Here is an 18,365-nt window from a genome sequence, read left to right as displayed (position 1 = left end):
GACCGGATCATCCGGTCGGGCCCTTCCCTTGTCTGTCCCCGGCTACGTACCGGTGCCGCGGCCGGCTAGGCCAGTGTAAAAGGCTGCTTGGCGGGCAGTGGGTGGCGCTTACGCAGCGCCCCTAGGTCGGTCACCGGGGCGGACCCGATGGAGAGCTTGGTAAAGTCCAGCAGCGGATCGCGCAGCACCACTTTGAGCCCGGCCACCGCAAGCTTGACGTCCGGCACCAGGCAATAGATGTTCAGTTTCCGCGGTGCGAACTCAGTGTGGTCCACCTCCCCCAACCCTCGCCACAGGAAGTAGGACGAGATGGCCTGGGTGGCCTTGTGCTCCAGGTAGCGGTCCCGTTCCGTGCCGGAGACGGTCTTGAGAGCGTACTGGGCGATAACCCAGTGCTGCTCGTCCGGTTCCAGCTCGGAGTAGCCGTCTTCCGCCGAGGCCACGGCGAAGGCATGGAGCAGGCCCTCCGCCGCCTCCGGAGCCACCTGCTGGACCTTCGCTGAGCCTTCATGGCCCACCGGGCCCGAGGTCAGCATCAGCTGCCCCTCGTCCTCCTCGTAGAGGGCCTCGCGGAAGTGCAGCACCCCTGCTTCATCGCGCTTATACATCCGGATGGTGATCATGATTTTCTGTCCTCTTCGTGCTGGGGGTGTGGTGCCGGCCGCGGTATGGCCGCTGTGGCCGGCTGGCCGCCAGGGCCGGGAAGGCGGCTGGCTGGCTATGGAAGGAAATTGGCTGGCCGGGGGCCGGCGGCTAGGAACCGGGATGCCGGCGCGGGTGATACGAACGCGGTGTGCGGACGCCCGGGCGCTGGAGCGGCACCCACAGTTTGTACCGGTCCGCCCGGTAGTAGGACACGGAGTAGTCCACCATCGACCGCGAGACATAGGCATGCCGTTGGATCTTCAGCACGGGTGCACCGAGTTCCACGTTGAGGAGCCGCCCAATTGACGCGGATGCTGCGGTTGCCTCGATGGTATCCTCACCCCATTCCATCACCAGGCCGTACCGTTCACTCAGCACGTTGTACAAGGACGTCGGCGGATCCTCCTCGAGGATTCCCGGCACATAGTGTGCCGGGATGAAGTTCTCGTCAACGCTCATGGGTTCACCGTCTGCGAGGAGCTGACGGCGAAAGCGCACCACGGGCTGTCCGGGATCGATCTGCAGCTCCCTGGCCACCAGCGGGGATGCGCCCACCTGCTCGAAGCTGAGGACATGTGCATCGGGCACCATCCCCCGCCTGTGCATTTCTTCGGAGTAGGAGGTCAGCTGGACCTGGAGGTCCATTTTGGGGCGTGCAACGAACGTGCCCAGGCCAACCACCCGTTCCAGGACGCCGTCGGCGACTAGGGCGTCCACGGCCTGCCGGATGGTCATGCGGGCCACGGCGAAGTGTTCGGAGAGTTCCCGTTCGGATGGAATGACATCGCCCGCCCGGGCGTGCGTTTCCACGAAGCGGCGGAGGATACCCTGCAGCTGGACGTGCTTGGCAACTCCCGTGCCGGTATCTATGCCTTCGCTGAGCAGGCGGAGCCGATGGCTGTTCACAGTAGAGTTCCCGTGCCGGGCCTTGTTCCGATTCGTTGCATTCTGTTGCTTCGCCCCTTCCGCCGGGAAAACCAGTGCCGTCTAAGAATACCGGCATCGCCGGGGCACATCCCGCCGGGCGCCGGGACCCGGACATGCCGCAGGTACTCAGCCTCCGCTGCCCTGCAGCGCCTGCAGGAAACGTTTCATGGGGCCTTCCACGTTCCACTGTGCTGCCAGTGCTTCCAACCGCGCCCTGTCCTCCCCTGCCGGCGCCTGCAGGCGTGCACCGGCGTCGTTGAGTGAAGGAACGGCAACGTCCCGCGCCACCCGGACAACTTTCGGTGCGTTGGCGAGGTAGTCACGGGCTGCGCTGAGCCGGGCCCGGACCGGGGCGGATACCGGGCTGTCCGGCTCCGCGGCGGCCGTCAGGAGGGCCTGCAGCGTGCCGTATTCGCCCAACAGCGCGGCGGCCGTCTTCTCCCCGATCCCGGCTACCCCCGGCAGTCCGTCGGACGGGTCTCCGCGCAGGGTGGCGTAGTCGGCATATTGGCCCGGAAGGACGCGGTATTTGGCCACCACCGCTTTTTCGTCCAGGACGGCGAGGTTCTTCATCCCCCGTGCGGTGTAGAGCACGCGGACCTCCCGGGCGTCATCGATCAGCTGAAACAGGTCCCGGTCCCCCGTAACCACGTCTGCCGGCATTTCGGCGGTTGCCGCATATGTTCCAATGACATCATCGGCCTCATATCCGTCCCGGCCCACAACGGCGATCCCTGATGTGGCCAGGACCTCCCGGATCAGGGGTATTTGGGCGGTTAGTCCGGCGGGCACCTCCTCGGCGCCGCTAGGACCGGCGGCCGACAGCCGGTGCTCCTTGTAGGTGGGAATAAGCTCCACCCGCCACGCCGGGCGCCAGTCATTGTCCCAGCAGGCCACCAGATGGGTGGGGCGGAACTCGGCCACAAGCCGGGCGATCATGTCCAGCAGGCCACGGAGGGCGTTCACGGGTGTGCCGTCGTCGCGCCGGATGGTATCCGGGATGCCGTGGAAGGCGCGGAAGTAGAGGGAGGCAGTATCGAGCAGCATAAGGCGCTGGGGCATAGCAGCACCCTACACACTGCACTCCCCCCGCGTGCGGCTGCGCCCTGCAAACGCACGAAAAAGAAGGACCCGCAGTTACCTGCAGGTCCTTCTCTTTACTGGCTAAGCGTTGCCGCTTGTCCTAGTGTGCGTGGTTTCCGCGGCTGTATTCGAAGACCCAGCCGACCAGGGCGATGATGGCCATACCCATACCGATGTACAGGATCCACCAGCCCACTGCCATGCCGAGGAATCCGGTGGCTGCGGCGGCACCGAGCAGCAGCGGCCACCAGCTCCAGGGGCTGAAGAAGCCCTGTTCGCCGGAGCCTTCATGGATTTCGGCATCCAGCCGGTCCTCGGGACGGGGACCAACGCGCTTGCCGGTGAAGCCGATGTAGAAGGCGATCATGCCGGACATGCCTGCGGTCAGGAAGAGCGCGAGGTAACCTACGGGCTCCATCCATTCCACCAGGTAGCCGTAGACCACACCGACCACCAGGAAGAACGGCGTCATGTAAGCGAAGAGCTTAGTCTCTACTTTCATTTGACCTTTTCCTCCCGGTCGCCGGGGCCGAAGACCTTGGCCGCGGCTGATTCGTCAGTTACATGCTGCTGCAGTTCCGGATGGTGCAGGTCCAGGGCCGGACGCTCCGAGCGGATACGGGGCAGCGAGGTGAAGTTGTGGCGCGGCGGCGGGCAGGACGTAGCCCACTCGAGCGATCCGCCGAAGCCCCACGGGTCATCCACTTCCACCTTCTTGCCGTGGCGCCAGGTGATGTACACGTTCCAGAAGAACGGGATCATCGAGGCAGCCAGGACAAAGGAGGCAATGGTGGAGAACTGGTTCATTGCGGTGAAGTTATCCTCCACCAGATAGTCCGCGTAGCGGCGCGGCATGCCCAGCACACCGAGCCAGTGCTGGATCAGGAAGGTGCCGTGGAAGCCGACGAACAGGAGCCAGAAGTGAATCTTGCCCAGGCGTTCGTTGAGCATCTTGCCGGTCCACTTGGGCCACCAGAAGTAGAAGCCGGCGAACATTGCGAAGACCACGGTTCCGAAGATCACGTAGTGGAAGTGCGCCACCACGAAGTAGGTGTCCGAAACGTGGAAGTCCAGCGGCGGTGCCGAGAGGATGATGCCGGTCAGGCCGCCGAAGAGGAAGGTAATCAGGAAGCCGATGCTCCAGAGCATGGGGGTCTCAAACGTAATCGAGCCCCGCCACATGGTGCCGATCCAGTTGAAGAACTTCACGCCGGTGGGCACCGCAATCAGCATGGTCATGAAGGCGAAGAACGGCAGCATAACAGCACCGGTGACGTACATGTGGTGTGCCCACACGGTCACGGAGAGTGCGGCAATGGCGATGGTCGCGTAGACCAGGCCCTTGTAGCCGAAGATCGGCTTGCGGCTGAAGACCGGGAAGATTTCCGAGACGATGCCGAAGAACGGCAGCGCGATGATGTACACCTCGGGGTGGCCGAAGAACCAGAACAGGTGCTGCCACAGGATGGCACCGCCGCGTTCGGGGTCGAAGATCATTGCGCCGAACCGCCGGTCCGCACCAAGGGCGAACAGTGCAGCAGCCAGGGGCGGGAACGCCATGAGCACCAGGATGGCGGTGACCAGGGTGTTCCAGGTGAAGATCGGCATACGCCACATGGTCATGCCCGGGGCACGCATGCAGATGATGGTGGTGATGAAGTTGACCGCACCCAGGATGGTGCCGAAGCCGGAGAGCGCCAGGCCGAAGACCCAGAGGTCACCGCCGACACCCGGCGAGAACGTGGTGTTCGACAGTGGCGCGTAAGCGAACCAGCCGAAGGACGCAGCGCCCTGAGGGGTGATGAAGCCGGCCACCGCGATGGTGCTGCCGAAGAGGAAGAACCAGAACGCCAGGGCATTCAGACGCGGGAAGGCAACGTCCGGCGCACCGATCTGGAGGGGCATGATGACGTTGGCAAACCCGGAGAACAGCGGGGTGGCGAACATCAGCAGCATCACGGTGCCGTGCATCGTGAACAGCTGGTTGTACTGTTCCTTGGTCTGCAGGATCTGCATACCGGGTTCAAACAGCTCCGCGCGGATGACCAGTGCCATCACGCCTGCGAGGCAGAAGAAAATGAATGAGGCAATCAGGTACATGTACCCGATCGTCTTGTGGTCAGTGGAGGTGATCCAGTTGACGACAATGCGTCCCTTGGAGACGGGTACTACGCGTGGTGCAACCTTGGTGCCGGAATCTTCCGAAGTGTATTCGAGAGTAGTCATAGCGTCCTCCTACCTCCTTACTTCGCTTGATTCTGAGTTGTACATACGGTCGTACTCGCCCGTGACCTGTCCGTCGGGCAGACCGGCTACGTATTCGTTGTAATCGTCTTCCGAGACCACGTCGACGTTGAAGAGCATTTCGGAGTGGTACTCGCCGCAGAGCTCGGCGCACTTGCCGTCGAAGGTTCCGATCTTGCCGGTTTCGAGGGTGATGTAGTTCGTGCGGCCGGGGTAGACGTCCATCTTCTGCAGGAAGGCAGGCACCCAGAAGGAGTGCTGCACGTCGCGGGTGTTCAGCTGCAGTTCGATTGTCTTGTCAACGGGCAGTACCAGCGTCGGGAACTTGTCCTGCGTGACTTCCTGGCCGTCGAGGTTTACCTGGACGCCCTGGCTGTACTTGTCTTCGTTGACGTAGTTGAAGTCCCAGGACCATTGCTTGGCGCGGACGTCAATGACGACCTTGTCCGGATCATCGCTGCGCTCGTTGAGCGCCTGGATGTCCTGGTTGGTGAAGTAGAACAACACCAGGACCATAAACAGCGGGATCACCGTGTAGAAGATTTCCAGCGGCAGGTTGTAGCTGAGCTGGCGGGGGTAGCCCGTCTCATTCTTCCGGCGGCGGTAGGCAACCATGCACCACAGCAGAAGCGCCCAGGTAAGGACACCTACTGCCAGTGCGGCGATCCATGAGTTGACCCAAAGGTCCATGATGCGGCCGGTGTGGTTAGTGGTGTCGCGGTCCGTAGGCAGCCAGCCCTTCTGGACATCCGATGTACACCCCGATAAAAACAACGCGCCGGCCGACGTTACGGCTGAGATCTTTAAGATCCTGGCGCGTCGGCTGCTGGTTCGGTCCTGCGAACTCACAGACGGCCCTTCCTCTTGTTGCGTGCAAGTGCTGTCCGGCCGGAGACAAAAAAGTTCCCGGCTGCGGACATTAGTTTTACTACTACGTGTAGAGCTTACCCGTACGGGCGGCGATCCAGTGACAGATCGCCGCCGCGCCGGGCAAAAAAAGCTCTGCTGTTACGGGCCGTCAGCCTTTTGCGTCTTAGTGGAAGGAATCTCCACAGGCGCAGGATCCTCCGGCGTTGGGGTTGTCGATGGTGAACCCCTGCTTCGAAATGGTGTCTTCGAAGTCGATGGAAGCGCCGGAAAGGTACGGAACGCTCATCTTGTCCACAATGACCTCAACCCCGTCGAAGTCCCGGACGGCGTCGCCATCGAGGACGCGCTCGTCAAAGTACAGCTGGTAGATGAGTCCCGAGCAGCCTCCGGGCTGCACCGCCACCCGGAGGCGGAGGTCGGTACGGCCTTCCTGCTCCAGCAGGCTGCGGACCTTCTGGGCGGCCACATCCGAGAGCAGTACTTCATGCGTGGGCAGTTCTGCCTCTGCCGCAGCGGTCTTGTTTTCGCTCGTGGAAACGCTCATAGTTTCTCTCTTTCCTCAGCTGGCCGTCCGTTCGGCAGGCCGTCGCGCCTGCCGCGGACCGCGGCCAGTGTCTCAATGGTACGTCTGGTGGTCCCCATCGATCTAACAGATGCGGGGCAGGAATCAATTCCCGCCCTGCATCCGTACGCAGGCAGTTCTAACCTTGCCGGGCACCCAGGCGGGCAAGCAGGAGCGCTTCGGCCAGGATGGCGTTGCGGAAGTCATTCAGGTCCAGTGACTCATTGGCGCTGTGCGCCCGGGAATCCGGGTCTTCCACACCGGTGATCAGGATCTGGGCTTCGGGGAACAGGTCCACCAGGTCCGCGATGAACGGAATGGAACCGCCCATTCCGGATTCCACCGGTTCCACGCCCCAGGCCCGTTCCAGGGCCCAGAGTGCTGTGCGCGCCGCACTGGCACTGGTATCGGTTGCGAACGCGTTGCCCTGCTCCCCCGGCGTGAACGTCACCTTGGCGCCGAACGGGGCGTTGGCCTGCACATGGGCCTCAATGGCCTCCATGGCTGCCTCGGGGCTCTGGCCCGGAGCGAGCCGCAGGCTGAACTTGGCCCGCGCCTTGGGCTGGATGGTGTTGGAGGACATGGCGACGGTGGGGACGTCGATGCCGATGATGGAAAGGGCGGGCTTGGTCCACAGCCGGGAGGCAATCGACCCCGTGCCGGCCAGCCGGACACCCTCGAGCACCGAGGAATCCGCACGGAAGTCCGCTTCCGGATACTCCACAGCTGCGTCATCACCGGAGACCAGGCCCTCGATGGCGACGTCGCCGGCGTCGTTGTGGAACGTGGCGATCAGCCGGGCGAGCAGTGTCGGCGCATCCAGCACCGGACCGCCGAACATGCCCGAGTGCACTGCGTGGTCCAGGACCTGGACCTCCACCGTGCCGTCCACCAGGCCGCGCAGGCTTGTGGTCAGGGCCGGAACGCCCACTTTCCAGTTGCCTGAATCGGCGACAACAATGACATCGGCGCGGAGCAGGTCCTGATAGGTCTCAAGGAAGGTGCGGAAGGTGGGCGAACCGGCTTCCTCCTCACCCTCGATAAAGAGTGTGACGCCGACCGGCGAGTCCTCCCCCAGCACGTCCGTCAGGGCCCGGAGGGCACCGATGTGGGCCATAATGCCGGCCTTGTCATCGGCAGCACCCCGCCCGTACAGGCGGCCGTTGCGCTCCTGCGCCGTAAAGGGATCGGACTCCCACAGATCGGGGTCTCCGGGCGGCTGCACGTCATGGTGGGCATACAGCAGCACCGTGGGTGCACCGTCGCGGGCGGGGCGGCGGGCGACGACGGCGGGGCCGCCGGGGGTGCCGTTGTTATCCACGCGCAGCACCTGCACATCCTCGATGCCGGCCTCACGGACGAGGTCGGCGACGGCGGCGGCGCTGCGGTTGAGGTGCTCGGGGTCAAAGGAATCCCAGGCTATGCCCGGAATGCTGACCAGGGATTTGAGCTGTTCGACGGTGCGGGGGAAGTCTGCGGCCACGCTGGCGCGCAAGGAGTCTTCATGCACGTCCGGTGACGAGTCGTGCTCGGGGGCAGGGTTGGAAGTCATAGCCAAAACCCTACATCCGGCCCGGGTTCGCATTGAAGTGTGCTGCCTGCCGCCGGGCGGGCAGCAGCACAGGCGTTACCCGCCGCTCCCCCGGACTGCAAACGGAGTTTCCGGCGGATCATTCGCGGTATCCTTGGGGTGTGTTTGGACGAAAGAATGAAGCGCCCACCGCGCAGGAAACTGTGGACCAGGCAGCCGCCGCACAAGCCGGTGCAACGGAACGGGTCGGCAAGGGTGCGCCCACGCCCCGCCGCAAGGACCAGGAGGCTGCCCGCCGGCGCCCGCTGGTACCCGATGACCGGAAGGCAGCCAAGGCTGCCAACCGCGAGGCCCTGCGCGAAGAACGCATGAAGACCCGCCGGGCCCTGGACACCGGTGAGGAGCGCTACCTGCCGCTCCGCGACAAGGGACCCAACCGCCGCTTTGTCCGCGACATAGTGGATGCCCGGTGGAACCTTGGCGAGTTCATCATGATTGCCGCCCTGGTGTTTGTTCTCTTCAGCTTCATCCGGAACATCGATATCCAGCTGATTGTGATGGCGGCCTTCTGGGTCCTCATCCTGCTGGTCATCGCCGACAGTTTTATGCTGCGCCGGCAGATCAGGAAGCGCCTGACCGCGAAGTTCGGGGCCCCCAATTCCGGGGATGTCTGGTACGGGGTCTCCCGGTCCCTCCAGCTGCGCCGCTTCCGCCTGCCGAAGCCGCAGGTCAGCCGCGGACAGTACCCCTCCTGATCCCCACGCACCGCACCAAAAAGGGACCGCCTTCCGGCGGTCCCTTTTTTGATGGGCGGTCCCTTTTTGATGCGCGGACGGGTCTGATGCGCGGGCCCGCCCGGGGTACGGATTCCTCTGCGCGGCGCCCGCCTAGCGGGACCGGGCCAGGCTGCGGTTGATCCGGGCAGCCCAGAACGGTCCCTCATAGAGGAACGCCGTGTATCCCTGCACCAGCGTGGCCCCGGCATCAAGGCGTTCCTTCACGTCCGAGGCCGTCTCCACTCCCCCGACGGACACGATGGCGGGGCCGTCCGCTCCCAGCCGGCTGCGGAGGCGGCGCAGGACGTCGAGGGAACGCTGTTTCAGCGGGGCGCCGCTGAGTCCGCCGACTCCGCAGGCGGTTACGGTTTCCGGATCCGTCACCAGGTTCTCCCGGGTGACGGTGGTGTTCGTGGCAATCACACCGTCCAGCTGCAGGGACAGGGCCAGATCGGCGACGTCGTCAATATCGGCGTCGCTGAGGTCAGGGGCGATCTTCACCAGCAGGGGTACGTGGCGCCCGGCGGACTCATCCGCGGCCTCCCGCACCCGGGTCAGGAGCGGGCGCAGCGACTCGATGTCCTGCAGCAGCCGCAGGCCGGGAGTATTCGGGGAACTGACGTTGACCACCAGGTAGTCGGCCTGCGGAGCGAGTTCCCGGGCACTAAGCAGGTAATCCTCCACGGCATCCGCCAGGTCCACCTTCTTGGTTTTGCCAATGTTCACACCGATCACCGGCCGTCCCGCACCGGATGTCCGGGCCAGGGCGGCCCGGGCCGAGGCGAGCCGGGGCGCCACCTTCGCGGCGCCGTCGTTGTTGAACCCCATTCGGTTGATCACGGCGCGGTCCTGGACCAGGCGGAACAGCCGTGGCTTCGGGTTTCCCGGCTGGGCCTGCGCCGTCACGGTGCCCACCTCGACGTGCCCGAAACCCAGGTTGGTGAGCGCCAGGATGCCGGATCCCTCCTTGTCGAAACCGGCCGCCAACCCGAACGGTGAGGGAAAGTCGATGCCGAAGGCCCTGGTCCGGAGCTTCGGGGACGGGCTCATCAGCCGCCGCATCACCGGCCCGGCGGGGGTACGTGCGGCGGTGCGGATCAGGGTGAAACCGATCCGGTGGGCACGTTCGGGGTCCATCCCGGAGAACACAAGACGGAAAAAGGCAGGATAAATGCGCATGGCTTAAAGATTCCAGAACCCGGACCGGCAACCAAACCCCGCACTTCCCGCTACGCCGGGTCGACTATTCTCGAAACCATGGGTGAGACGCAGGCGGACTGGATTCCGGACATTCTCGGCGACGGATTCCGCAGCCTGACCCTTGACCTGGGAGAGGATGCGGAAGGCCCCGTTGCGGCTACCCTCGTTTCCTATGTTCCTCCGGCCGATCTGGCGGCCGTCCTGCCCGTCCGCACTGTGGGCGGCGTGGACGCCGTCCTCTATATTCACGGCTGGAGCGACTATTTCTTCCAGACCGAGCTGGCCCGCTTCTGGGCGGCGCAGGGCGTGGCGTTCTACGCCGTGGACCTGCGCAAGTACGGCCGGAGCCTGCGCCCCGGGCAGTCGGAGGGTTATGTCGCGGACCTGCAGGAATATGACGCCGATATTGAGGCTGCCCTGGCCGCCATGGACACCGATCTCAGGAACCGTTTCGGTTCGGACACTGCGGTGCGGACCACCCTGATGGCCCACTCCACGGGCGGGCTGGTGGCCTCGCTGTGGGCCCACCGGAACCCGGGGCGGATCAGGGCCCTGATCCTGAACAGTCCGTGGCTGGAGTTCAGCGGCAGTGCCATGCTTCGCTTCGCGACCAACGGGCTGCTGGAACCCGTGGCCCGGCGGCGCCCGCTGGCCCGGCTGAAGATCCCGGAGTTCGGCTTCTACTACCGGAGCATCAGCGCGGAGATGGAGGGTGAGTGGAACGTGGACCCTGCCTGGCGCCCGCCGTTCAGCTTTCCGGTCCGCGCCGGCTGGATCAAGGCTGTGCTGGCCGGGCACGCGCAGGTGGCCCGCGGTTTGGACATCCGGGTGCCGGTCCTGCTCATGGCTTCGGCTGCCTCCACGATCGCGCCTACCTGGAATCCGCTGATGCTCAGCACCGACAGCGTGCTGGACGTGGGCCTGATGGTCCAGCGCGGCCTGCTGCTGGGCCCGGAGGTTACCGTGTTCCGGTATGACGGCGCCCTGCACGACACCCTGCTCTCAGCCCTTCCGGTGCGTACCCGCGTATATGCAGGGCTGGCACGCTGGGCCGGGGCGTTTATGCTCGGGCGCTAGTCAGAGGGCGGTGGCGGCCTGGTCCACCGCACCGCCATAGCGCCTGTCCCGGCGGGCGTAAATCTCCACGGCCTCCCACAGGGTCCGCCGGTCCACGTCCGGCCAGAGGGTGTTCATAAAGACCATTTCGGCGTATGCGGACTGCCACAGCATGAAGTTGGAGAGGCGCTGCTCCCCCGAGGTCCGCAGGAACAGGTCAACGTCCGGCAGGTCCGGCTCGTCCAGGTATTTCTGGATGGTTTTCTCGCTAATGGAGCCCGGACGCAGCCGGCCCTTTTGAACGTCGGCGGCGATCGCAGCCACGGCGTCGGCAATTTCCGCCCGGCCGCCATAGTTCACGCACATGTTCAGGGTGCAGACGGTATTGTCCCGGGTGGCCTCTTCGGCGACCTCCAGCTCCCTGACCACGCTCTGCCAGAGCCGTGGCCGGCGGCCGGACCAGCGGATCCGTACACCCCATTCGTTGAGCTGGTCCCGCTGGCGGCGCAGCACGTCCCGGCTGAAGCCCATGAGGAAGCGGACCTCTTCGGGTGACCGTTTCCAGTTCTCCGTGGAGAACGCGTAGACGGACACGTGCCGGATCCCCATTTCGATGGCCCCGGCCATCACATCCAGCAGCGCAGCTTCACCCGCCCGGTGGCCTTCGGTGCGCGGCAGTCCCCGCTGGTTGGCCCAGCGGCCGTTGCCGTCCATCACAATGGCTACATGGGCGGGCACCAGTTCAGCCGGAACCGCCGGAGGCAGAGCGCCGGACGGGTGGGGTGCGGGGTAGCCGGGGGATCCTGCCGGGACACCGGCCGCGGATTTCGAACGCAAGGTCAGACACGCTCCACATGTTGAAGGGACCGCAGCACCCGTTCCAGGTGCCACTGAAGATAGCCGGCTACCAGCCCGGCGGACTCATGCCGCGGCTGCGGGCCGGAGGCATCGGCCGTGTTCCAGTCACCGCTGAGCAGGGCGGCCAGCAGCGTCATCGTTTCCGGTGACGGCGACGCCGAGCCGGGGGGACGGCAGGCTGCGCAGACGGCCCCGCCCAGCGGCGCCGAAAACGCCGTGTGCGGCCCGGGGGCACCGCAGCGGGCGCACTCGGTGAAGCTCGGCGCCCAGCCGGCAGTGGCCAGGGCCCGCAGCAGGTAGGAATCCAGGATAAGTTCCGGGGCATGCGCGCCCCGGCTGAGCGCGGCAAACGCACCGATGACCAGTTGGTAGTGGGCCTTCGCCGAATCACCGTCAATGTCGGTGAGGCGTTCAGCGGTTTCGGCGACGGCGGCCGCGGCGGTGTAGCGGGCATAGTCGGCGACTATCCCGTGCCCGTAGGCCCCCTTGGTCTGCGCCTGCGTCACGATGTCCAGGTTCCGGCCGTGCGAGAGCTGCAGTTCCGCCACCATAAACGGTTCAAGCCGGGCACCGAATTTGCTGGAGGTCCGCCGCACGCCTTTGGCCACGGCGCGTACCTGGCCGTGTTCCCGGGTCAGGAGGACCAGGATACGGTCCGCCTCGCCCAGCTTGTGCGTGCGCAGGACCACTGCGTCATCCCGGTAGGTGCGGGATGCAAAGGATTTTGCCACGCTGCTATTTTCCCACGTCCCGGGGCGCCCGGCGGACTGCTGCCGTCCGGGCGCGCCCCGATGGTGCTCAGGCCTGGTCGCGGATGGCCCGGTTGACTGCCGAAATCACTGCCTTCAGGGCAGACATGGTGGTGTTGGCGTCAATACCGACGCCCCACAGCACCCGCTCCCCCACGGCCAGTTCCACGTATGCTGCGGCGTGCGCGTTTCCGCTGGCGGAGAGGGCGTGCTCGGTGTAGTCCAGCAGCCGGACGTCGATGCCGTCCTGGCCCAGGATTTCCAGCAGCGCCGCGATGGGACCGGTACCGCTGGCCATCCGCCGCTGCGACACCCCGTTCGCGCTCAGGGTGGCCGTCAGGTTGAAGCGGCCGTCCGCGGGGGTATCCGCGTTCACCGAGGTGAGTTCGTAGTGTCCCCACGCCTCGCCGTCGGACTCGGGGGTGTGCGGCAGGTATTCGTCCTGGAAGACCTTCCACAGCTCCGCCCCGGTGATTTCGCCGCCGGCGGTGTCGGTACGGCGCTGGATGACGCCGGAGAACTCGATCTGCGCGCGGCGCGGCAGGTCCAGGTTGTGTTCGTGCTTGAGCAGGTAGGCAACCCCGCCCTTGCCGGACTGCGAATTAACCCGGATCACGGCTTCATAGCTGCGGCCGATGTCCTTCGGATCGATCGGCAGGTACGGCACGGCCCACGGGATCTCGTCCACCGTCCTGCCCTCGGCGGCTGCGTCCTTTTCCATCGCCTCGAAGCCCTTTTTGATGGCGTCCTGGTGCGAGCCGGAGAACGCGGTGAAGACCAGGTCGCCGCCGTAGGGGGAACGTTCGGGAACGGGCAGCTGGTTGCAGTACTCCACCGTGCGGCGGATTTCGTCCATGTCGGAGAAGTCCAGCTGCGGATCAATGCCCTGGCTGAACATGTTCATGCCCAGGGTTACCAGGTCCACGTTGCCGGTCCGCTCGCCGTTGCCGAAGAGGCAGCCTTCAATGCGGTCCGCGCCGGCCAGGTAGCCCAGTTCAGCGGCTGCGACGCCGGTTCCGCGGTCATTGTGCGGGTGCAGGGACAGGATCACCGAATCGCGGCTGGCGAGGTTGCGGTGCATCCATTCGATGGAGTCCGCGTAGACGTTCGGGGTGGTCATCTCCACCGTGGCGGGCAGGTTCAGGATCATCTGCCGGTCCGGCGAGGCCTCCAGGACCTCAGCCACGGCGTCGGAGATCCGTGCGGCGAAGTCCAGCTCGGTGCCGGTGTAGGACTCGGGCGAGTATTCGTAGGTCAGATCGATTCCGCGCAGCTGTTCTTCATACTTTTTGCACAGCCTTGCACCGGAGAGGGCGATGTCAACGATGCCGTCCCGGTCGGTGTTGAACACTACCCGCCGCTGCAGCACCGACGTGGAGTTGTAGAGGTGGACGATCGCGCGGTCCGCCCCCTCGAGGGACTCGTAGGTGCGCTCGATCAGGTGTTCCCGGGACTGGGTCAGGACCTGGATGGTGACGTCGTCCGGAATCCGGTCCCCCTCAATCAGCTGGCGGACAAAGTCAAAGTCCAGCTGGGAGGCTGACGGGAACCCGACCTCGATCTCCTTGAAGCCCATTTTGACGAGCAGGTCAAACATCTTGTGCTTGCGCTCGGGGGTCATCGGGTCAATCAGCGCCTGGTTGCCGTCCCGCAGGTCTACGGCGCACCAGCGCGGTGCCTTGCTGATCCGTTTGTCCGGCCAGGTCCGGTCCGGCAGGTCCACCGTGATCTGCTCGTGGAACGGGGTGTACTTCGACGTCGGCATGCCGGATGTCTGCTGTGCGTTACGCATGGTGTTGAAAGGGCCTTTTCTAATCGAACTTCGCAAGAGAGTGGCCGGCAACACAAACTCCGCAGCGAGGAACCGGCCTAAGCAGGTGCTTGTGTGGCCTCGCCGCGGCAGCTAAGAAGTAGGGTCTCTGCGTGCACGTGATCAGACTAACACGCACCTCTTACGCGGCTTCAAACGCTAGTTCCCAAAGGCGGACTGGCACGTAACCTGCGCTGCGGTCTGTCCGCTCAGGTCCCCCAGATCGCCCAGGTCCTTCATGGCCGAACCCGAGGCAAAGTCGGCGCCGATTTCCACGGACACGCCGGCCGCGGCAGGGCTCAGCACTACCTGAACATCGGGGATATTCAGGACCCGTGCCACTTCCAGTGCCATTTCTTCATAGCCATAGCCGAAGAACACCTGGGTTGCCGGGCTCTCCGCTGCGGCCGTGCCGCCGGCGAGGGCCTGGACAAAGCCCTGGGACACCAGGGACTGAGCTACGGAAGAGTCGCGTCCGGCAGTGCCGGATGCGTTGAGCAGGGTCACGGGAACGGCAGCCGGATCCACTGTGACAGCCGGTTCCTCAACCGGTGCTGCCGGCTCCGTGGCGGCATCCGTCGGTGCCGGGGTTTCTTCCGTGCCGTTGGTGATGCCCTTGTCCGCCTGAAGTGCGTCAAAAAGAGGCTGGGCGTTGGGTTCGTCGAGGACAAGGCGGTTCGGATCGTATTCGTACGGAACCACGGGCGCCGTCACGAATGCGATGCTGCCCAGGTCGGTATCCTTCAGCCGGGTGGCCAGGGATACCAGGTCCGGGATCTGGGCCAGGCCGTCATCAACAGTGAGGTTTTTGGTGACGGTCTCGGCGATCGAGTACAGCTTGGGCAGGTTGTTCAGCGTGCCTTCGTCCTTGACCTTGCGGACCATGGAGGCGAGGAAGCTCTGCTGGGCACGGATACGGCCCTCATCGCCGCCGTTGCCGAAACCGTGCCGGGTCCGCAGGAAGGCCAGGGCCTGTTCACCCTGGACACTGCTGACACCGGCGGGGATATTCAGGCCGGAAAGCGGGTCATCCACCGGCTGATTGACGCAGACCTCCACGCCGCCCAGCGTATTGGACAGTTCTTCCACGGCATCAAAGTCAGCCATCATAAAGTGGTCGATGGTCAGGCCGGTCAGCTCGTTGATGGCCGCGACCGTGCAGCCGGGGCCGCCGTTGCCCAGGGCTCCGTTCAGCTGTCCCAGGTCCATGGCCTCGTAGACAAGGCCGGATTCCGGGTCCTGGCACTGCGGCAGCGGAACCAGCAGGTCACGCGGGAAGCTGACAACGGTCACGTTGGAACGGTCGGCCGAAAGGTTGACCAGCATCATGACATCGGAGTTGTTCGAATTCTGGCCGTCCCGCTGGTCCGTGCCGAGGACCAGGATCTGCATGGGATCAGTGTTGGCATCCACCTGCTCCACTGAGTCGCCGGAGCCCAGGTTCAGCGGCTGTGTATCGAAGTTGCCCTGCAGGCGCAGTACCTGGACCACGCCGAAGACAACCCCGGCGACGAGCACGAGGGAAAGGAACGCGGCAATGCCCTTAAGAACCGGGTGGCCGGCGGACGCCCTGCGGGACAGGTGTCTGCCGCCGGGTACGGCGGAAGCGCCCGACCCTCCGGTAGATTTTCCCGAGGGGCCGCCGCCCGTTGCGGCACGGCGAGATGACATAGCCGGTCCCCTTCATGAATCGATATGCTCAAACGAATGTTCAAAGTGTAAGGGCTGCTGCTGGGAACAGACCCCTGCCGGTACTTCCGGCCCGGCCCGCTGCCCGGAGGCAGGGACCGGCCGGGCCTAGAAGCCCAGCTTGACGAGCTGTTTGGGATCCCGCTGCCAGTCCTTGGCTATTTTCACATGCAGGTCCAGGTAGACCCGGGTGCCCAGGAGCGCTTCAATACCGCGGCGGGCGGCGGTACCAACCTCGCGCAGCCTGGATCCGCCGCGGCCAATGATGATGGCTTTCTGGGAGGAACGCTCCACGTAGAGGTTGACCCGTACGTCCAGCAGCTGGTTGTCCTCGCTGCGCCCTTCCCGGGGAACAATCTCCTCCACCACAACGGCCAGCGAGTGAGGAAGTTCATCCCGCACGCCTTCCAAGGCGGCCTCGCGGACGAGTTCGGCGACCATAACGGCTTCAGGCTCATCAGTGAGCTCACCGTCGGGGTAAAGCGGCGGCGAGGCAGGCATGTGGCCTACCAGTACGTCGGCTACGGTATCCACCTGGAACCCGTCGGCAGCCGAGACGGGCACAACGTCGGCCCACCCCTTCTCGCCGAGCACCTCATGGCCCAGCGCCGTGACGGACATCAGCTGCTTCGCCAGTGCCGCGCGGTCCACCAGGTCCGTTTTGGTGACCAGGGCGATCACGGGGGTACGCTTCAAGGCCGCCAGCTGGGCCGCGATGTAGCGGTCACCCGGCCCAACCGCCTCGTTGGCAGGCAGGCAGAAACCGATCGCATCCACCTCGGCCAGCGTGTCCGCCACCAGCTCGTTCAGCCGCTTGCCCAGGAGGGTACGCGGGCGGTGCAGGCCGGGAGTGTCCACGAGGATCAGCTGGGAGTCCTCGCGGTGCACGATGCCGCGGATGGTGTGCCTGGTGGTCTGCGGCTTGGCGGAGGTGATGGCCACCTTGGAACCGACCAGCGCATTGGTCAAAGTGGACTTGCCGGCGTTGGGCCGGCCCACCAGGGAAACAAATCCTGCGCGGAATTTCGGGTCAGTCATTTCGGGGTACCAATTCTGTAGAGCGGGAGCGGTGGGCAGTGTTCCTGCCGTCGTCGCGGGATTCTTCGTTTTCTGCTGCAGGGGCCGCTTTCCACGCCAGGACGTGGGAGACGCGGTTCCGGCGTCCCTCCAGGCGTTCGGCGTGCAGGGTGATGCCTTCGACCTCTACCTCGCTGCCGACAATGGGGACACGGCCGAGGACCTTCGCGAGCAAACCGCCCACGGTGTCCACTTCATCATCCTCCAGTTCGATGTCGAAGAGCTCACCGAGGTCATCAATACCGGCTTTGGAACTCACCCGGTAGCGGCCGCCGCCCAGGTTTTCTATCTCGGGGCGCTCGGAATCGTACTCGTCAACAATCTCCCCGACGATCTCTTCGATCAGGTCTTCGAGGGTGACCAGTCCGGCGGTGCCGCCGTATTCGTCGATGACGATGGCCACGTGGGTGGACTCGCGCTGCAGTTCCTGCAGCAGTTCGCTGACGGCCTTGGACTCGGGCACGTAGCGCACGCTCCGGGCAAAGTCCTCAACCTTCTGCACGGAGGCGTGATCCGGGTCGCTGTGGACCTGGGCGGCAACGTCCTTCAGGTACAGGATGCCCACCAGATGGTCCGCGCTGTCCTCGATCACCGGGACCCGGGAATAGCCCGAGCGCAGGAACAGGGACATGGCCTGGCGCAGGCTGCTGCCGGCGTCAATGCAGACCATGTCGGTACGCGGGACCATCACCGACCTGACCTTGGTGTCTCCGAGTTCGAAGACGGAGTGGATCAGTTCCGCTTCCGTGTCCTCGATCATGTCCGCATCCGAGGCGCGGTCCAGCAGTTCGCGGAATTCCTCTTCGGTGAAGAAGGCGGCATCCGGTCCCTGGGTGCCGGGTGCCACCGCGGTTCCGAGCCGGACCAGCCAGCCGGGAACCGGTCCGAGCACCGCGCGCAGCACCCGCACCAGTCCCGCCGTCATCACGACGACGGCGGTGACGTGCTTGCGCCCGATCTGCCGGGGTGAAACGCCCACCAGGACGAAACCGACGGCTGCCATGGTGACCGTGGCCAGCAGCCCGGCGAGCCAGATGTTGTCCAGTACCAGCTGGAACAGGGTGGCCACGGACACCGCCATGGCCATTTCAAACCAGACACGCCAAAACCGCAGGGCGTGCATATGGGCCACGGGGTGGGCAAGGATGCGCCGCAGCGGGGCACCGGCCTTGCCGTTCAGCAACGCCTCGGCGTCCTGCCGGGGAAGGTAGCCGTAGGCGGATTCCGCAGCGGTCAGCAGACCTGCCAGGAACATAAACGCCATGGCCATAACGATCAGGACGCCAAT

The 18,365-nt window shown here is 65.0% G+C and carries 17 protein-coding genes; 2 read left to right on the top strand and 15 right to left on the bottom strand.

Annotated features, from left to right (window positions below; all coding sequences use genetic code 11):
- Positions 1-65: 65 nt before the first annotated feature.
- The 8 genes from AC5RVB_RS05525 to AC5RVB_RS05490 form a co-directional block, all read right to left on the bottom strand.
- The gene (locus tag AC5RVB_RS05525) at positions 66-623 is read right to left on the bottom strand and encodes a hypothetical protein (RefSeq protein ID WP_227901818.1); all 558 of its coding nucleotides are present in this window, start codon (positions 621-623) and stop codon (positions 66-68) included.
- 130 nt (positions 624-753) lie between these two features.
- Positions 754-1,551: a GntR family transcriptional regulator gene (locus tag AC5RVB_RS05520; protein ID WP_423723316.1), complete on the bottom strand. Its 798-nt coding sequence runs from the start codon at positions 1,549-1,551 to the stop codon at positions 754-756.
- Positions 1,552-1,698: 147 nt separating this feature from the next.
- Positions 1,699-2,634 carry a 5'-3' exonuclease gene (locus tag AC5RVB_RS05515; RefSeq protein WP_494142168.1) on the bottom strand — a complete coding sequence of 312 codons (936 nt, stop codon included), beginning with the start codon at positions 2,632-2,634 and terminating at the stop codon, positions 1,699-1,701.
- A gap of 121 nt (positions 2,635-2,755) precedes the next feature.
- Positions 2,756-3,157, bottom strand: a complete 402-nt coding sequence (locus AC5RVB_RS05510; protein ID WP_227901816.1) for a cytochrome c oxidase subunit 4 — start codon at positions 3,155-3,157, stop codon at positions 2,756-2,758.
- On the bottom strand, positions 3,154-4,881 hold the full coding sequence (ctaD, locus tag AC5RVB_RS05505) for an aa3-type cytochrome oxidase subunit I (protein ID WP_227901815.1): 1,728 nt from the start codon (positions 4,879-4,881) through the stop codon (positions 3,154-3,156). Before ctaD ends, AC5RVB_RS05510 begins: the two co-directional genes overlap by 4 nt.
- Before the next feature lie 9 nt (positions 4,882-4,890).
- Positions 4,891-5,748, bottom strand: coding sequence for an aa3-type cytochrome oxidase subunit II (ctaC, locus tag AC5RVB_RS05500; RefSeq protein WP_227901814.1), 858 nt, complete (start codon positions 5,746-5,748; stop codon positions 4,891-4,893).
- Between the two features lie 184 nt (positions 5,749-5,932).
- Positions 5,933-6,313 (bottom strand): HesB/IscA family protein, encoded by a 381-nt coding sequence (locus tag AC5RVB_RS05495; protein ID WP_227901813.1) that lies wholly within the window; start codon positions 6,311-6,313, stop codon positions 5,933-5,935.
- A 157-nt stretch (positions 6,314-6,470) separates the two neighbouring features.
- Entirely contained in the window at positions 6,471-7,883 is a 1,413-nt protein-coding gene (locus tag AC5RVB_RS05490; protein WP_227927778.1) for a dipeptidase, read from the bottom strand.
- 140 nt (positions 7,884-8,023) lie between these two features.
- On the opposite strand from AC5RVB_RS05490, the gene AC5RVB_RS05485 reads away from it, so the two are divergent.
- Positions 8,024-8,617, top strand: a complete 594-nt coding sequence (locus tag AC5RVB_RS05485) for a DUF3043 domain-containing protein (protein WP_494142167.1) — start codon at positions 8,024-8,026, stop codon at positions 8,615-8,617.
- 132 nt (positions 8,618-8,749) lie between these two features.
- Here the strand turns inward: AC5RVB_RS05485 and AC5RVB_RS05480 are convergent, their stop codons facing one another.
- Positions 8,750-9,817, bottom strand: a complete 1,068-nt coding sequence (locus AC5RVB_RS05480) for a quinone-dependent dihydroorotate dehydrogenase (protein WP_494142166.1) — start codon at positions 9,815-9,817, stop codon at positions 8,750-8,752.
- Between the two features lie 78 nt (positions 9,818-9,895).
- On the opposite strand from AC5RVB_RS05480, the gene AC5RVB_RS05475 reads away from it, so the two are divergent.
- Positions 9,896-10,915 carry an alpha/beta hydrolase gene (locus AC5RVB_RS05475; RefSeq protein ID WP_494142165.1) on the top strand — a complete coding sequence of 340 codons (1,020 nt, stop codon included), beginning with the start codon at positions 9,896-9,898 and terminating at the stop codon, positions 10,913-10,915.
- Here the strand turns inward: AC5RVB_RS05475 and AC5RVB_RS05470 are convergent, their stop codons facing one another.
- The 6 genes from AC5RVB_RS05470 to AC5RVB_RS05445 form a co-directional block, all read right to left on the bottom strand.
- Entirely contained in the window at positions 10,916-11,731 is an 816-nt protein-coding gene (locus AC5RVB_RS05470; RefSeq protein ID WP_227927775.1) for an isoprenyl transferase, read from the bottom strand.
- A gap of 2 nt (positions 11,732-11,733) precedes the next feature.
- Positions 11,734-12,483, bottom strand: coding sequence for a DNA repair protein RecO (recO, locus tag AC5RVB_RS05465; protein WP_227901807.1), 750 nt, complete (start codon positions 12,481-12,483; stop codon positions 11,734-11,736).
- A gap of 67 nt (positions 12,484-12,550) precedes the next feature.
- Positions 12,551-14,293, bottom strand: a complete 1,743-nt coding sequence (gene leuA / locus AC5RVB_RS05460; RefSeq protein ID WP_227901806.1) for a 2-isopropylmalate synthase — start codon at positions 14,291-14,293, stop codon at positions 12,551-12,553.
- A gap of 177 nt (positions 14,294-14,470) precedes the next feature.
- Positions 14,471-15,982, bottom strand: a complete 1,512-nt coding sequence (locus AC5RVB_RS05455; RefSeq protein ID WP_494142164.1) for an LCP family protein — start codon at positions 15,980-15,982, stop codon at positions 14,471-14,473.
- 126 nt (positions 15,983-16,108) lie between these two features.
- On the bottom strand, positions 16,109-17,038 hold the full coding sequence (gene era / locus AC5RVB_RS05450; protein WP_494142163.1) for a GTPase Era: 930 nt from the start codon (positions 17,036-17,038) through the stop codon (positions 16,109-16,111).
- Positions 17,031-18,347, bottom strand: a complete 1,317-nt coding sequence (locus AC5RVB_RS05445) for a hemolysin family protein (RefSeq protein ID WP_494142200.1) — start codon at positions 18,345-18,347, stop codon at positions 17,031-17,033. The genes era and AC5RVB_RS05445 overlap by 8 nt, the downstream gene beginning before the upstream one ends.
- Between the last annotated feature and the right edge of the window lie 18 nt (positions 18,348-18,365).

The sequence above is a fragment of the Arthrobacter sp. Y3225209 genome (assembly GCF_059090685.1).
This window is presented reverse-complemented; position numbering and strand designations above follow the sequence as displayed.

Bases quoted from the DNA above. Each gene is read 5' to 3' on its own strand.
- AC5RVB_RS05515 (WP_494142168.1), bottom strand. From the start codon at position 2,634: ATGCCCCAGCGCCTTATGCTGCTCGATACTGCCTCCCTCTACTTCCGC.
- era (WP_494142163.1), bottom strand. From the start codon at position 17,038: ATGACTGACCCGAAATTCCGCGCAGGATTTGTTTCCCTGGTGGGCCGG.
- ctaD (WP_227901815.1), bottom strand. From the start codon at position 4,881: ATGACTACTCTCGAATACACTTCGGAAGATTCCGGCACCAAGGTTGCA.
- AC5RVB_RS05495 (WP_227901813.1), bottom strand. From the start codon at position 6,313: ATGAGCGTTTCCACGAGCGAAAACAAGACCGCTGCGGCAGAGGCAGAA.
- AC5RVB_RS05455 (WP_494142164.1), bottom strand. From the start codon at position 15,982: ATGTCATCTCGCCGTGCCGCAACGGGCGGCGGCCCCTCGGGAAAATCT.
- AC5RVB_RS05475 (WP_494142165.1), top strand. From the start codon at position 9,896: ATGGGTGAGACGCAGGCGGACTGGATTCCGGACATTCTCGGCGACGGA.
- AC5RVB_RS05445 (WP_494142200.1), bottom strand. From the start codon at position 18,347: ATGGCCATGGCGTTTATGTTCCTGGCAGGTCTGCTGACCGCTGCGGAA.
- AC5RVB_RS05480 (WP_494142166.1), bottom strand. From the start codon at position 9,817: ATGCGCATTTATCCTGCCTTTTTCCGTCTTGTGTTCTCCGGGATGGAC.
- AC5RVB_RS05490 (WP_227927778.1), bottom strand. From the start codon at position 7,883: ATGACTTCCAACCCTGCCCCCGAGCACGACTCGTCACCGGACGTGCAT.
- leuA (WP_227901806.1), bottom strand. From the start codon at position 14,293: ATGCGTAACGCACAGCAGACATCCGGCATGCCGACGTCGAAGTACACC.
- AC5RVB_RS05525 (WP_227901818.1), bottom strand. From the start codon at position 623: ATGATCACCATCCGGATGTATAAGCGCGATGAAGCAGGGGTGCTGCAC.
- AC5RVB_RS05510 (WP_227901816.1), bottom strand. From the start codon at position 3,157: ATGAAAGTAGAGACTAAGCTCTTCGCTTACATGACGCCGTTCTTCCTG.